At 50.8% G+C, this 15,143-nt stretch carries 11 protein-coding genes; all 11 read left to right on the forward strand.

Annotation, left to right across the window (positions count from 1 at the left end; translation table 11 throughout):
• The first annotated feature begins 146 nt into the window (after positions 1 to 146).
• The 11 genes from ACSTTO_RS04500 (at position 147) to pyc (ending at position 15,129) form a co-directional block, all read left to right on the forward strand.
• Positions 147 to 1,040: a dihydrodipicolinate synthase family protein gene (locus tag ACSTTO_RS04500; protein ID WP_439271949.1), complete on the forward strand. Its 894-nt coding sequence runs from the start codon at positions 147 to 149 to the stop codon at positions 1,038 to 1,040.
• A gap of 143 nt (positions 1,041 to 1,183) precedes the next feature.
• Positions 1,184 to 2,461 (forward strand): NAD(P)/FAD-dependent oxidoreductase, encoded by a 1,278-nt coding sequence (locus ACSTTO_RS04505; RefSeq protein WP_439271950.1) that lies wholly within the window; start codon positions 1,184 to 1,186, stop codon positions 2,459 to 2,461.
• A gap of 23 nt (positions 2,462 to 2,484) precedes the next feature.
• Positions 2,485 to 3,486 (forward strand): 4-hydroxyproline epimerase, encoded by a 1,002-nt coding sequence (locus ACSTTO_RS04510; RefSeq protein WP_439271951.1) that lies wholly within the window; start codon positions 2,485 to 2,487, stop codon positions 3,484 to 3,486.
• A 389-nt stretch (positions 3,487 to 3,875) separates the two neighbouring features.
• Entirely contained in the window at positions 3,876 to 4,784 is a 909-nt protein-coding gene (locus ACSTTO_RS04515) for a branched-chain amino acid ABC transporter permease (RefSeq protein WP_439271952.1), read from the forward strand.
• Position 4,785: 1 nt separating this feature from the next.
• Positions 4,786 to 6,180 (forward strand): high-affinity branched-chain amino acid ABC transporter permease LivM, encoded by a 1,395-nt coding sequence (gene livM / locus ACSTTO_RS04520; protein WP_439271953.1) that lies wholly within the window; start codon positions 4,786 to 4,788, stop codon positions 6,178 to 6,180.
• Positions 6,181 to 6,197: 17 nt separating this feature from the next.
• A complete protein-coding gene (locus ACSTTO_RS04525) occupies positions 6,198 to 7,469 on the forward strand; it encodes an ATP-binding cassette domain-containing protein (protein ID WP_439271954.1) in 1,272 nt (423 codons plus the stop codon).
• On the forward strand, positions 7,469 to 8,200 hold the full coding sequence (locus ACSTTO_RS04530; RefSeq protein WP_439271976.1) for an ABC transporter ATP-binding protein: 732 nt from the start codon (positions 7,469 to 7,471) through the stop codon (positions 8,198 to 8,200). The genes ACSTTO_RS04525 and ACSTTO_RS04530 overlap by 1 nt, the downstream gene beginning before the upstream one ends.
• A 128-nt stretch (positions 8,201 to 8,328) precedes the next feature.
• Positions 8,329 to 8,676, forward strand: a complete 348-nt coding sequence (locus ACSTTO_RS04535; protein ID WP_439271955.1) for a DUF6867 family protein — start codon at positions 8,329 to 8,331, stop codon at positions 8,674 to 8,676.
• Between the two features lie 291 nt (positions 8,677 to 8,967).
• A complete protein-coding gene (locus ACSTTO_RS04540) occupies positions 8,968 to 10,080 on the forward strand; it encodes a branched-chain amino acid ABC transporter substrate-binding protein (RefSeq protein ID WP_439271956.1) in 1,113 nt (370 codons plus the stop codon).
• 237 nt (positions 10,081 to 10,317) lie between these two features.
• Positions 10,318 to 11,436 carry a branched-chain amino acid ABC transporter substrate-binding protein gene (locus tag ACSTTO_RS04545; protein ID WP_439271957.1) on the forward strand — a complete coding sequence of 373 codons (1,119 nt, stop codon included), beginning with the start codon at positions 10,318 to 10,320 and terminating at the stop codon, positions 11,434 to 11,436.
• Between the two features lie 234 nt (positions 11,437 to 11,670).
• Positions 11,671 to 15,129: a pyruvate carboxylase gene (pyc, locus tag ACSTTO_RS04550; RefSeq protein ID WP_439271958.1), complete on the forward strand. Its 3,459-nt coding sequence runs from the start codon at positions 11,671 to 11,673 to the stop codon at positions 15,127 to 15,129.
• Positions 15,130 to 15,143 lie beyond the last annotated feature (14 nt).

Below are 15,143 nucleotides of genomic sequence, written 5' to 3' on the forward strand. Positions count from 1 at the left end.
TGAGCGGGGCTGTTTGCTCAAGATGAGGGGAATGAGGAAGCGGATGTGAAACGGTTTTCAGTAATTTTTTAAGGGGTGTAAATTTGAATTGACGTGCACTGCAATATGAGATATATCACTGATATATCAAAATTGGAGGAGAGGATATGTGGTCAGGTATTTTCCCGGCGCTTACAACAAAATTCACCGAAGATGATGCGCTTGATCATAAAGAAATGGAGCGTTGCTTTGGCCTGCAGATAGATGCGGGTGTGGATGGTTTTGTGGTTGGCGGTTCGCTTGGCGAAGGGCCAATGCTATCCGCTGAGGAGAAAATCGAGGTTTTTAAAACTGCGCGTTCTGTTGCTGGCAAGCGCCCTGTTTTGATGACGGTTTTTGAGGCCGGTACCCGTGAGGGCGCCGCAGCAGCCAAAGCGGCGGCCAAGGCCGGTGCTGACGGGCTTATGGTTGTGCCAAGTCCGATTTATCACACAAATCCGCAGGAAACCGTGGCAACATTGAAGGCGATGGCGGCTGCAGGCGGCATTCCGGTGATGATTTATTCCAACCGTGTGGCCTATCGCGTTGATGTTACCGGTGAATGCCTTGCTGAACTGGCAAAGGATGATCTGTTTGTGGCTATCAAGGAATCGTCCGATGACATTCGCCGTACCATTGAGATCGTCAACCAGTTTGGTGACCGTTTCGACCTTTTTACCGGTGTTGACAATCTTGCCTTTGAAGCATTGACAACCGGCGCTATCGGCTGGGTGGCCGGTGTTGTTACCTCGTTGCCGCGTGAAACGGTGGCACTTTATCAGCTCATCAAACAGAAGCGTTATGATGAGGCGCTGCCGCTTTATCGCTGGATGCGCCCGCTGCTTGATCTCGATGTTTCCACCTATCTGGTGCAAAATCTTAAATTAATCGAAGTTCACGCCATTCAGTCCAATGATCGTGTGCGCATGCCGCGCCAGCCATTGAGCGGCGAGCGCCGTGTTCAGGTTGAAAAAATCATCCGGACGGCGCTGGAAAATCGTCCGCAATTGCCGCAGTTTTAAAATGATGAAAAAGCGCCCTGACCCCCTCAACCTTTTGTTGACAAAAGTCAGGCGCTTTTCCATGGTTGCTGCGCAAAGGGCGGTGTTTTACCGGGAGAGCCTGCCATTTAATTATAATAATCAGCGGCAAGCGGGAGGGGTGCATGGCAGCGGTTAGCAACGTCGGTGTTGAGAGGCGCAATGATGATTGTCAGATCATCGTCATTGGTGCGGGCATTGTTGGTATTGCGATTGCTGCCCTGTTGAGCGAGGCTGGTCATTCTGTGCTGGTTCTTGATCGTAGCGGTATTTGTGAGGAGACAAGTGCCGGTAATGCTGCAGCACTTGCCTTTTCGGAAATTTTGCCGCTTGCCTCCAAGGGCGTGATCAAAAAAGTACCGCGCTGGTTGCTGGATCCGCTGGGTCCTTTTGCAATCCGGCCGTCTTATCTGCCCAAATTATTGCCCTGGCTTTATCGGTTTTGGCGGGCAAGCAGTGATCAGGCGTTGGGTATCACCACGCAAGCGCAGGGGCGGATGATGCGGCTTGCTGAAGCGGAAATGCTGGCGCTTGCAGAGCGTGCCGGTGTGGCCGGCATGATCCATCATGAAGGCAATCTGGAACTTTATGAAAGCGAGGCCGAGTTGCAGGCGGCCATGCCGGGCTGGGAGGCGAAAAAACAGGCCGGTATTGATTACAGGATTGTGCGCGGTAACGAGCTTGCGGCCTTGCAGCCGGGATTATCCCCGCAATTTGTGGTCGGTTGTTTTGTGCCGCAATGGAAGAATGTTTCCGATCCCAAACTTTATGGTCAGGCATTATGGGCTTATGCGCAAAAACTTGGCGCATCTTATCGCAAGGCGGTTGTGCGCACTGTTGGCAAAACTGCCACAGGGGCGCAAATAACGCTTGATGATGGCAGTGTTCTACATTCACAAAAACTGATTATTGCAGCCGGTGCCTGGTCGCATCATTTAAGTGCGCAACTGGGCGATCCGGTGCCGCTGGAAACCGAGCGCGGCTATAATACAACATTGCCGAAAGGCGCGCTGGATGTGCGCCGGCAACTGACTTTTCCGGGCCATGCTTTTGTAATCACGCCATTAACCACCGGGGTGCGCATTGGCGGGGCTGTGGAGCTTGGCGGGTTGGCATTGCCGCCCAATTATGCTCGTTCCGGCGCCATGCTGAAAAAGGCAAAGCAGTTTTTGCCGCAACTTGTAACGGAGGGCGGGCGCGCATGGATGGGCTATCGCCCGTCTTTGCCGGACAGTCTGCCGGTAATCGGCTTTTCTTCCGCTTCGCAAAATATTGTCTATGCGTTTGGTCACGGGCATTTGGGGTTGACGCAATCAGCGGCAACGGCGCGTCTGGTCTGCCAATTGCTGGATGATCAGGAAACAGCAGTGCCGGTTACCTATTTCAGTCCGCAACGGTTTTGAGAGACTATTATTGAGAGATTATTATGGCCAAACATTCCTTTTTCTGCATTGACGGACATACTTGCGGTAATCCTGTGCGGCTTGTGGCCGGTGGCGGGCCTGATCTGCACGGGGCAACCATGATGGAAAAGCGGGCGCATTTTCTGGCGGAATATGACTGGATCCGCACAGGTTTGATGTTTGAGCCGCGTGGTCATGATATGATGTCCGGCTCCATCCTTTATCCGTCAACGCGGGAAGATTGTGATGTGGGTGTGTTGTTTATCGAAACATCCGGTTGTTTGCCCATGTGCGGGCATGGCACAATCGGCACCGTAACCATGGCGATTGAACACGGGTTGGTGCGGCCCAAAATACCGGGCAGGCTTAATCTGGACACGCCGGCGGGAAAAGTTGCCATTGAATATGAGCAGAATGGCCAATATGTCGAGAGTGTGCGGCTGACCAATGTGCCGGCTTTTCTTTATGCGCAGGGGCTTGAGGTTGAGTGCCCTGATCTGGGATTGCTGAAGGTGGATGTCAGCTATGGCGGCAATTTCTACGCTATTGTTGAAGCGCAGCTAAATTATACGGATCTGGCAGATTATTCGGTGCTGGATCTGATCAGCTGGAGCCCGGTTTTACGCCGGCGTCTTAATGAGCAATATCGTTTTGAGCATCCGGAGCTGAAAAATATCAACCGGCTCAGTCATATTCTGTGGACAGGCAGGCCGACAAAACCGGAAGCTCATGCCCGCAATGCCGTATTTTATGGTGATAAGGCGATTGATCGTTCACCATGTGGCACCGGAACATCGGCGCGCATGGCGCAATTAGCGGCACGGGGTGAGTTGAAAACCGGCGATCATTTTGTTCACGAATCCGTGATAGGATCACTGTTTCACGGGCGGGTTGAAGCTGAAACTCAACTTGTTGATAAAAAAGCAATAATTCCTTCCGTTGCCGGTTGGGCGCGCATGACTGGTTATAATACAATTTTTATAGATGACAGGGATCCTTTTGCCCATGGTTTTGTTGTTTGTTAGCGATGTCGCAAAAAGAACATTGTTTAATTATACATATCATTGAAAAGCGATGATTGACCCGCAAAAAATTATGGGTAATCTTAAAGCCGATGCTCAGGCTACGGGAGGATATAAGACTATATTACTAGTCGTTTTTTCTATATTTAATGTGTAATGGCACACCGGGCCTGGGGTGCGGAGTAATCGGGGGATTGTTAATTTCCAAAATGCAATGATTGTTGTGTGTTGTGCAGATGCAGAACACGGCAGGCAACAATTCTGTAAATTTCGGCAATTTTTGCAGCAAGATTTTGGTCTTGCGGCGGGGCCGGCAGGAGTAAACGATCTGAAATATAAGGGAAGAGCCCTCAGGGCGACAATAATTCAGATCATAAAAGGGTGACTTTGCGATGGAATATTTTATCCAGCAAGTGATCAACGGGCTTACGCTCGGGTCGATCTACGGCTTGATCGCTATCGGCTATACCATGGTCTATGGTATTATCGGTATGATCAATTTTTCTCACGGGGATGTTTTTATGCTGGGTGCCTTCATGGCGCTTATTGTTTTTTTGATTATAACAACCTTTATCGGTGCTGTGCCTGCGGTTCTGGCAATATTGCTGATGATGCTTGTTGCCATGGTGCTGACCAGCCTGTGGAGCTGGACAATTGAGCGTGTGGCCTATCGTCCGCTGCGCGGTTCATTCCGCCTTGCGCCGCTGATTACCGCTATTGGTATGTCTATCGCATTGTCAAATTTTGTGCAGGTCACCCAAGGCCCGCGCAACAAGCCTATTCCTGCATTGATCAATGATTCCGTAAGCCTGTTTGGCACCAGTGTGATTGTCTCCTACAAGCAGATTATGATCATTGCTGTAACAATCGTTTTGCTGGCGATTTTCTGGTATATTGTTAACCGCACTTCCCTTGGCCGTGCCCAGCGCGCCTGTGAGCAGGATCGTAAAATGGCCTCGCTTTTGGGTATTAATGTGGATCGCACCATTTCCCTGACCTTTGTGATGGGGGCGGCTCTGGCAGCCGTAGCCGGTACACTTTATCTGACATTTTATGGCGTTATTTCTTTTGCGGATGGTTTTATTCCCGGGGTCAAGGCCTTTACCGCAGCTGTTCTGGGCGGCATCGGCTCCTTGCCGGGGGCGGTGATCGGCGGCCTGCTGATCGGCCTTATCGAGGCGCTGTGGTCTGCTTATTTCTCAATTGATTACAAGGATGTAGCAGCCTTCTCGATCCTTGCGATCGTGCTGATTTTCATGCCTTCCGGCATTCTTGGCCGACCAGAAGTCGAAAAGGTGTAATATGGCGGATATACAACATATTTCATCAGGCTCTGCCCCCAAGGCGCAGCCTTCTGATTTTGCGGCAGCTATTCGCGAGGGAATTGTCGCGGCACTGCTCGCTTTTGGCCTGTTTGTTCTTATTGTCGGTTTTAAAACCGAGCAGAATATTAACAATGAACTTGTGCTGGTGCAGCGCTGGGGGCTGTTGTTCACGCTGGTGGCGCTTTCGGGTATCGGGCGTTTCCTGCATCGTGCGTTTCTTGTGCCTTATATGGCAAACCGCTCGAAAAATGAAAAACATCATGCTGTTGCGGCAGAGCCATCTTTCTTCCGCCGCAATTTTTCCAAGCTCGCTATTTTGTTCCTGTTCATCTATCCGGTGCTGATTGTATCGGCGCTGGGTTTTCAGGGCTCGCTGAAATGGGTTGATAATTTCGGCGTGCAGATCCTGATTTATATTATGCTGGCATGGGGGCTGAATATTGTTGTCGGTCTCGCAGGCCTGCTTGATCTGGGCTATGTGGCTTTTTATGCGGTGGGGGCTTATTCCTACGCGTTATTGTCGTCTTATTTCGGTTTGTCTTTCTGGACGCTGCTGCCGGTTGCCGGTATTCTTGCGGCTTTCTGGGGGATTATTCTGGGCTTTCCGGTATTGCGCCTGCGCGGCGATTATCTGGCGATTGTGACGCTGGCTTTCGGGGAAATTATCCGGCTTGTACTGATTAACTGGACAGCTGTTACTAAAGGAACCTATGGTGTTTCCGGCATTGCCAAGGCAACATTTTTCGGCATTCCGTTTAAGGCCGGACCTGATGGTTTTGCGGCGACATTCGGCCTGCAATTTTCTGCGGCGCATTATAAGATCTTCCTCTATTATGTTATTTTGCTGCTGGCCTTGCTGACTGCCTGGGTGACCGTGCGGTTGCGCCGTATGCCGATTGGCCGTGCATGGGAGGCTTTGCGTGAGGATGAGATTGCCTGCCGGGCACTTGGCATTAATACAACGACAACCAAGTTGACCGCCTTTGCAACCGGTGCGATGTTTGGTGGTTTTGCCGGTGCGTTTTTTGGTGCGCGTCAGGGCTTTGTCAGCCCGGAATCCTTTGTGTTCCTTGAATCTGCGGTCATTCTGGCCATTGTTGTGCTTGGCGGTATGGGCTCACTGATCGGGATTGCCATAGCGGCGATCGTGATGATCGGCGGCACTGAAATCCTGCGTGAACTTGCATTCCTGAAAGTAATTTTCGGCCCGAATTTCACTCCTGAGCTTTATCGTATGCTGATTTTTGGTCTGGCGATGGTTGTGGTGATGGTCTGGAAACCGCGCGGTTTTGTCGGGCATCGTGAACCAAGCGCCTTCCTTAATGAACGCAAGCTGGTATCCGGCTCCTTTACCAAGGAAGGACACGGCTGATGGCGGGAACAATAACAATGGCAAAATCAAAACTTGCTGAACCGAATAAAACAAACGACATTATCTTGTCTGTCGAACATCTCTCCATGCGCTTTGGCGGCCTGGTGGCGATCAATGATTTAAGCTTTGAAGCCAGACGCGGTGAGATTACCGCTGTGATCGGGCCGAATGGTGCCGGAAAAACCACCGTATTCAACTGCCTGACCGGTTTTTACAAGCCGACAGGCGGCATGGTGAGTCTGCATCATAAAAATGGTGACCGCTTTCTTCTGGAACGGATGCCGGATTTTGTGATTACCAAAAAAGCCAAAGTTGCCCGTACTTTCCAGAATATCCGCCTGTTCACGGGGCTTACAGTGCTGGAAAATCTCTTGGTGGCGCAGCATAATCCGCTGATGACCTCTTCGGGATATACATTCCTTGGTCTGCTTGGTTTTCCTGCCTATAAGAAGGCGGCCGCCGAGGCGATTGAAAAAGCCCGTATTTGGCTTGAGAAAATCAATCTCACCCATCGTGCCGATGATCCGGCGGGGGATTTGCCCTATGGCGATCAGCGCCGTCTGGAGATTGCGCGAGCCATGTGTACAGATCCGGAAATGCTTTGCCTTGATGAACCGGCGGCCGGCCTTAATCCGCGTGAATCGGCGGAGCTGAATAAGCTGCTGCTGGATATTCGCGATGAAACCGGCACCTCCATTTTGCTGATTGAGCATGATATGTCGGTGGTTATGGAGATCTCCGATCATGTGATTGTGCTGGAATATGGCACAAAAATCTCTGATGGCGCACCGCATTTTGTGCAGAATGATCCGAAGGTGATTGCAGCCTATCTCGGCGTTGATGACGAGGAAGTGAATGAGCTGATTGAAGAGGCTGGAGATGCTGCCTCTGTTGATCAATTGGTGGTGCAACTGGCTGATGCAGAAGACGGTGTAAATGCAGATGATAAGCATGCAGCGCGTTTTGCCGGCAGCCTTGATGCACCGCGCAACGGCACGGCTGATAATCTGACACTGATCAAGGGGATTGGCAGCGTGAATGAAGCCAAGCTCAATGCGCATGGTATCTATCATTTTGATCAAATCGCCGCCTGGAATGAAGCCGACATCAAGCAGGCTGAAACCTATTTAAGTTTTGATGGCCGTATAACCCGTGAAGATTGGGTGGGGCAGGCGCGTTTGTTGGCAAAGGGCGAACAGACGGAGTTTTCAACCCGTGTTGAGGCAGGGCAGGTTCCCTCCAGCCATGAAACATCCGAGAATGAAAAGAAATCCGAGGGGGGTAAATGATGCAGGCTCAGAACCCGCTTCTGGTTATTGATAAGGTTGAGACTTATTACGGCAATATCTGTGCGCTTAAAGGTGTGGATGTTACTGTTAATGCAGGGGAAATTGTCACGCTGATCGGCGCTAACGGTGCAGGAAAATCCACGCTGATGATGACGATTTTCGGATCTCCCCGTGCCCGTTCCGGCCGTATTTTGTTTGAGGGCAGGGATATTACATCCATGCCGCCGCATAATATTGCCAAGCTGCGTATTGCTCAATCTCCTGAGGGGCGACGCATTTTCCCGCGTATGAGCGTGATGGAAAATCTGCAGATGGGTGCAAGCCTCGATAATCAAAAATATTTTGATGAAGATGTGAGGCTGATGTTTGATCTGTTTCCGCGTTTGAAAGAGCGTATCAATCAGCGTGGCGGCACATTATCAGGTGGTGAACAGCAAATGCTGGCTATTGCACGTGCGCTGATGGCACGGCCAAAACTCCTGATGCTGGATGAGCCGTCGCTTGGTCTGGCGCCGTTGATTGTGAAGCAGATTTTTGAGGCAATCAAGGAACTGAACCGCACAACCGGTCTCACAGTGTTTCTGGTGGAGCAGAATGCGTTTGGTGCGCTCAAGCTGGCACATCGCGGCTATGTGATGGTCAATGGTGTGATTACCATGAGCGGCAGCGGGCAGGAGCTTCTGGCAAATCCTGAAGTGCGTGCGGCTTATCTGGAGGGCGGGCGCCATTGACAATACACTGAATTTTTGTGTGTCCGGCGTTTTAATATATTTCAGGCAATGCGGTTTTTTCAACAAAAGCCTGCATTGCCACTCACTTGATCCTTAAAAGATGACAGGTGAACCGAGGAGATGAACTGATGCAAGGCATTCTCTATGAAGAGCCATCATTCTGGCTGTTTTTGCTGATTACTTGTGTGCTTGGCGGCTGGGCAGCATGGATGACAGGCCGGGCTTGTGCCCAGACCTGGCGGCCTTATGCAATGTTTTTGTTATATTTGTTGCCTTTGACTGCAATGGTGCGCTTTATTCACTATGCAATGTTTGAAGGCTCATTATTGTCGCTCCATTATTATCTGGTCGATCTGGTGGTTCTTGCAGTTATCGGAACAATCGGTTTTCGTTTTACCAAGGTCAAGCAAATGGTGCGCCAGTATAGCTGGCTCTATGAAAAAACCTCGCCATTATCTTACAAAGAGAAACAATAAGGTCTTATTTTATTATAAAAATTTATCCGCTCCCGTTTAATGTCTAGCGAGCGGGCGCGGATAAAGAGATTGCAATATAGTTCTTTTTGGGGAGAGGGCTGTATTGTAAAGGCCATGGATGAAGGTCCATGCCCAGCATGCCCGGGAAACCGGTTTTACCTGATAATAAAATGATCTGAATAATCACTGAAGTTATGCATGGCATAATGGAAATGATTGTTTGGCCTTGATAAATAATACGGCGGTTACGGCGCTGTTATATGAAAATAAATTATAATGGGAGCAGTTATTATGAAAAAATCTTTGTTCTATAGTGTGGCGGTATCGGCGCTGTTTGCTTTCAGCGGGCCGGCCTTGGCGGATATTCTTGTTGGTATCGGCGCCCCGCTGACCGGCCCGAATGCGGTTTATGGCCTGCAGATTCAAAAAGGGGCTGAAGCTGCGGCTGAGGCTATCAATGCGCAGGGCGGTATCAATGGCGAGAAAATTGTTTTCACACTGGGTGATGATGTTTCCGACCCCAAACAGGGGATTTCCGTTGCCAATAAGTTTGCAGCGGATGGCGTGAAATATGTCATCGGTCATTTCAATTCCGGTGTCTGTATTCCTGTCTCCACGGTTTATGCTGAAAATGGCATCGTACAAATATCGCCAGGTTGTACAAATCCGGTTTATACGGAGCAGGGATTGTGGAATACGTTCCGCACCTGTGGCCGCGATGACCAGCAAGGTGTGGTTGCCGGCCAATATATTGCCGATCATTTTAAAGGCGCAAAAGTGGCGGTGATCCACGATAAAACGCCTTATGGCCAGGGGCTTGCAGATGAAACCAAGAAAACCCTGAATGCAGCTGGTGTTAAGGAAGCGATTTATGAAGGGGTGAATGTTGGTGAAAAGGACTTTTCAGCCCTGATTGCCAAATTGAAGCAGGAAGGTATTTCCGTCATTTACTGGGGCGGCATGCATGCGGAAGCAGGCCTGATTATCCGTCAGCTGGGGGATCAGGGACTGAAGGCGCAGTTTATTTCCGGCGATGGTATTGTTTCCAATGAGCTTGCCTCTATTGCCGGCGATGCGGTTGAAGGAACATTGAACACATTTGGCCCTGATCCGCGCAATAATCCGGCCAATGCCGAATTGGTGAAAAAATTCCGCGATGCCGGTTTTGAACCTGAAGCCTATACGCTTTATTCCTATGCGGCGATGCAAACGCTTATAGATGCCATTAAGGCTGTGGGCAGCAATGATCCGGAAGCTGTGGCCAAGGAGCTGAAAAAGGATACATTCAAAACCGTGCTGGGTGATCTTTCCTATGATGAAAAGGGTGATCCGAAACTGCCGGGTTATGTCATGTATAAATGGGAAAAGGGTGCTGACGGTAAATATAATTACATTCAGCAATAGTTTGCCCATTGCATATCAGGAAGCCGGATGATTTGCCGGCTTCAAACCTGAAACAGTATGGTTGGCTGGTGCTTCAGCGAATATGCAGACGGTGCGCTGAAAATACAGGCTGTTTCAGGGAGGAGATTCTGCCGGAATATTTGTTCCGGCAGAAAATTGCCGGGATCCGGCGATATTCGGAATCTGGTTTCGTTTTAACGGATCAGGCTCCAGGGCATATTTATGGGAGAAGGAAATATGAAAAAGTCTCTGTTCTGTGGTGTTGCACTGTCTGCGATGCTTGCTTTTGGCGGCTCATCCTGGGCTGATGTTCTTGTGGGCGTTGGTGCACCCTTGACAGGCGGTGGCGCCGCCTATGGCGCACAGATTAAAAACGGCGTTGAGGCAGCTGTTGAGGTTGTGAACGCAAAGGGCGGCCTGAACGGTGAAAAAATCGTTCTGGTATATGGTGATGATGTTTCTGATCCCAAGCAGGGCATGTCTGTCGCCAATAAATTTGCTGCCGATGGCGTGCAGTTTGTTATTGGGCACTTTAATTCCGGTGTGAGCATTCCGGCCTCTGATGTTTATGCGGAAAACGGCATTCTCATGATTGCTCCCGGCACAACCAATCCGGTTTATACGGATCGTGGTTTGTGGAACACATTCCGCACCTGCCGCCGTGATGATAATCAGGGCGTGGCTGCAGCAAAATATATTGCCGAACATTTTAAAGATGCCAAAATTGCAGTTGTGCATGACAAAACCCCTTATGGTCAGGGGCTTGCCGATGCCACCAAAAAGGCAATGAATGATCTTGGCATCAAGGAAACGGCTTATGAAGGTGTCAATGTCGGTGAAAAAGATTATTCCGCATTGATTGCCAAGCTGAAACGTGATGGCATTAATGTGATTTATTGGGGTGGTCTGCATCCGGAGGCCGGCCTGATTATCCGTCAGATGGGCGATCAGGATCTGAAAGCGCAGTTCATTTCCGGTGATGGTATTGTCTCGAATGAGCTGGCTTCAATTGCCGGTGATGCCGTTAATGGAGTTCTCAATACATTTGGCCCTGATCCGCGTGAGGATCCGGCTAATGCCGAGCTGATCAAGCAGTTCCGCGATAAGGGTTTTGAGCCGGAAGCCTATACTTTCTATTCCTATGCGGCGGTTCAGTCACTTGCTGCTGCGGCAAATGCGGCAGGCAGCAATGACCCGATGGAAGTTGCAAAAGCCATGAAAGAAAAAGGCCCGTTCAAAACGGTTCTTGGTGATATCTCCTATGACGATAAGGGAGATCCGAATCTTTCGCCTTATGTGATGTTTGAATGGCGCAAGGGTGATGATGGCAAATATAATTATTTCCAGAAGAAATGATTATATGATGCAGAGACATGTTGCGGCATGAGGGGATGGCTCTCATGAAAATGCAACGAAATTGTTTCCTTAAAAGATTATAACAATGCCCGGCACATGTGCCGGGCATTGTTATTTTTCGTCGTAATTTTGCTGTTCTTTTGCAAAAAAATTTTTCACTATGCGGCGTATTCCGCTGCGTTCACGGATCGGGCGCGGCGGCTTATTATATATCTGCAGTGAGGGAGACCTGCCTTGCCTATCCGTAAAATTCTTGTCGCAAACCGCTCTGAAATTGCCATCCGCGTGTTTCGCGCGGCAAATGAGCTTGGCATGAAAACCGTGGCAATCTGGGCAGAGGAAGATAAACTCGCATTGCATCGCTTCAAGGCGGATGAGAGCTATCAGGTGGGGCGCGGCCCGCATTTGCCGCGTGATCTGGGGCCGGTGGAGAGCTATCTCTCAATTGAGGAAGTGATCCGCGTTGCCAGGCTTTCCGGAGCCGATGCCATTCATCCAGGCTATGGCTTGTTATCGGAAAGCCCCGAATTTGCTGATGCCTGCGCTGAAAACGGTCTTATTTTTATCGGCCCCAAGGGAGATACGATGCGCCGCCTTGGCAATAAGGTTGCTGCACGTAATCTGGCCATTGAGGTCGGGGTGCCGGTGGTGCCGGCCAGCGATCCTTTGCCGGATAATATGGCAGAGGTGCACAAGATCGCTGATCATATTGGTTATCCCTTAATGCTCAAAGCCTCGTGGGGCGGTGGCGGGCGCGGCATGCGTGTGATCCGCGCGGCCGGCGATCTGGAGCGCGAGGTGACAGAGGCCAGACGCGAGGCCAAAGCCGCCTTTGGCAAAGATGAAGTTTATCTTGAAAAGCTTGTTGAACAGGCGCGCCATGTGGAAGTGCAGATTCTCGGCGATATGTATGGCAATGCCGTGCATTTGTTTGAGCGTGATTGTTCTGTGCAGCGGCGCAACCAGAAAGTGGTGGAACGCGCGCCGGCGCCATATCTTAATGATGCGCAGCGTCAGGAACTTGCCGGTTATGCGCTGAAAATTGCCCGTGCCACGCATTATATTGGTGCAGGTACGGTTGAGTTTCTGATGGATGTTGCTTCGGGAAAATTCTACTTCATCGAGGTTAATCCGCGCATTCAGGTAGAACATACGGTGACGGAAGAGGTTACCGGTATTGATATTGTCAAGGCGCAGATTCGCATTCTTGAAGGGGCTGCTATCGGCACGCCGGAATCCGGTGTGCCGGAACAGGATAAAATTGTGCTGCGCGGCCATGCCCTGCAATGCCGTATTACCACGGAAGATCCGGAGCAGAATTTCATTCCTGATTACGGGCGCATCACCGCTTATCGCGGGGCAACCGGTTTTGGCATTCGTCTGGATGGCGGCACGGCCTATTCCGGCGCATTTATTACCCGCTATTATGATCCGCTGCTGGAAAAGGTAACAGCATGGGCATCAACGCCGGAAGAGGTGATCCTGCGTATGCATCGTGCGCTGCGGGAGTTTCGTATTCGCGGGGTATCAACCAATCTTACCTTTCTGGAAGCGATTATCACTCATCCTAAATTTCGCAGTAATGATTATACCACGCGGTTTATTGATACGACGCCGGAATTGTTTGAACATGTAAAACGGCAGGATCGTGCAACCAAGCTTTTAACCTATATTGCCGATGTAACCGTGAATGGCCATCCGGAAACCAAAGGGCGCGCCATGCCCGCTGCCAATGCGGCAGCGCCGAAAGTGCCCTATGTGGGGGATGGTGAAATTCAAAGTGGCACAAGGCAGAAACTTGCCGAACTGGGACCGCGGAAATTTGCACAATGGATGCGTGAACAAAAGCGGGTTCTTATCACCGATACGACAATGCGCGATGGCCATCAATCGCTGCTTGCCACAAGGATGCGCACTTATGATATTGTGCAGATAGCTGAAACCTATGCCCGTTTACTACCAAACCTGTTCTCGCTCGAATGCTGGGGCGGGGCAACCTTTGATGTGGCGATGCGCTTTCTCACCGAAGACCCGTGGGAGCGCCTGAGCAAGGTGCGCGACGGCGCCCCTAATCTTTTGCTGCAAATGCTGCTGCGCGGTGCCAATGGTGTTGGCTATAAGAGCTATCCTGATAATGTGGTGACACAATTTGTGCGTGAGGCAGCGCGCGGCGGGATTGACCTTTTTCGCGTCTTTGACAGTCTCAACTGGGTTGAGAATATGCGTGTATCAATGGATGCGGTGCTGGAAGAGGGCAAACTCTGCGAGGCAGCTATTTGTTATACCGGCGATGTGATGAATGCCGCCCGCCCGCAATATGATCTGAATTATTATCTGAAACTGGCGCGCGAAGTGGAAAAAGCGGGTGCGCATATTATCGCCATCAAGGATATGGCCGGGCTTTTGAAACCGCAGGCTGCGCGTCTGTTGTTTACAGCCCTGCGGCAGGAAACGGATCTGCCGATTCATTTTCATACCCATGATACATCCGGCATTGCGGCGGCAACGGTGCTGGCGGCGGTTGAGAGCGGCGTGGATGCGGTGGATGCGGCTATGGATGCGCTTTCCGGCAATACATCACAGCCTTGTCTTGGCTCCATCGTGGAGGCGCTTGCAGGCAATGAGCGTGATCCGCAGCTTGATCCGGCCTCAATTCGCCGGATCTCCTTTTACTGGGAGGCGGTGCGCAACCAATATGCAGCTTTTGAGAGCGATCTGAAAGGCCCTGCTTCGGAAGTCTATTTACATGAAATGCCTGGCGGACAATTTACCAATCTGAAGGAGCAGGCACGCTCGCTGGGGCTGGAAAGCCGCTGGCATGAGGTGGCACAGGCCTATGCTGATGTGAATTTGATGTTTGGTGATATTGTTAAGGTCACGCCGTCTTCCAAAGTGGTGGGCGATATGGCGCTGATGATGGTCAGTCAGGATCTTACAACAGCTGATGTGCTCAATCCGGACAGGGATATTGCATTTCCCGATTCTGTGGTTTCAATGATGCGCGGGGATCTTGGCCAGCCTCCGGCCGGTTGGCCCAAACAGTTACAGGCCAAGGTGCTCAAGGGTGAAAAGCCGTTTACAAACCGCCCCGGATCTTTGCTTGCGCCGGCTGACCTTGCTGCAGAGCGCAAGGAAGCGGAAACAAAACTGGAGCGCAAAATCAGTGATCAGGAATTTTCCTCTTATCTGATGTATCCGAAAGTTTTCACCGATTTTGCTGCAGCGCAGGCGCTTTACGGGCCGACGAGTGTGCTGCCGACGCCGGTTTATTTCTATGGTCTGGCGCAGGAGCAGGAAGTTTTTGTTGAGATTGAACGGGGTAAAACCCTGGTTATCCGCAATCAGGCGGTGGGTGATGTGGATGATCAGGGAAAGGTTACAGTGTTTTTTGAACTCAATGGCCAGCCTCGCCGCATTAAGGTGCCGGATCGCACACGCGGTGCCGTCAAAGGGGCAAAGCGCAAGGCTGAGCTGAATAATGAGAACCATATCTGCGCGCCAATGCCGGGCATTGTCTCAACTGTGGCGGTTACCGGCGGGCAGAGCGTAAAGGCGGGGGATGTGCTTTTGTCTATCGAAGCGATGAAGATGGAAACCGCCCTTCATGCTGAGCGCGATGGTGTGCTTGCCGAAGTGCTGGTGCGCGCCGGTGACCAAATTGATGCAAAAGACCTGTTGATCATTTATGCATAAATTTCAAGCCGGCG

Origin of the sequence: Pseudochrobactrum albidum (assembly GCF_051851455.1) — a bacterium.
Lineage (GTDB): Bacteria > Pseudomonadota > Alphaproteobacteria > Rhizobiales > Rhizobiaceae > Pseudochrobactrum.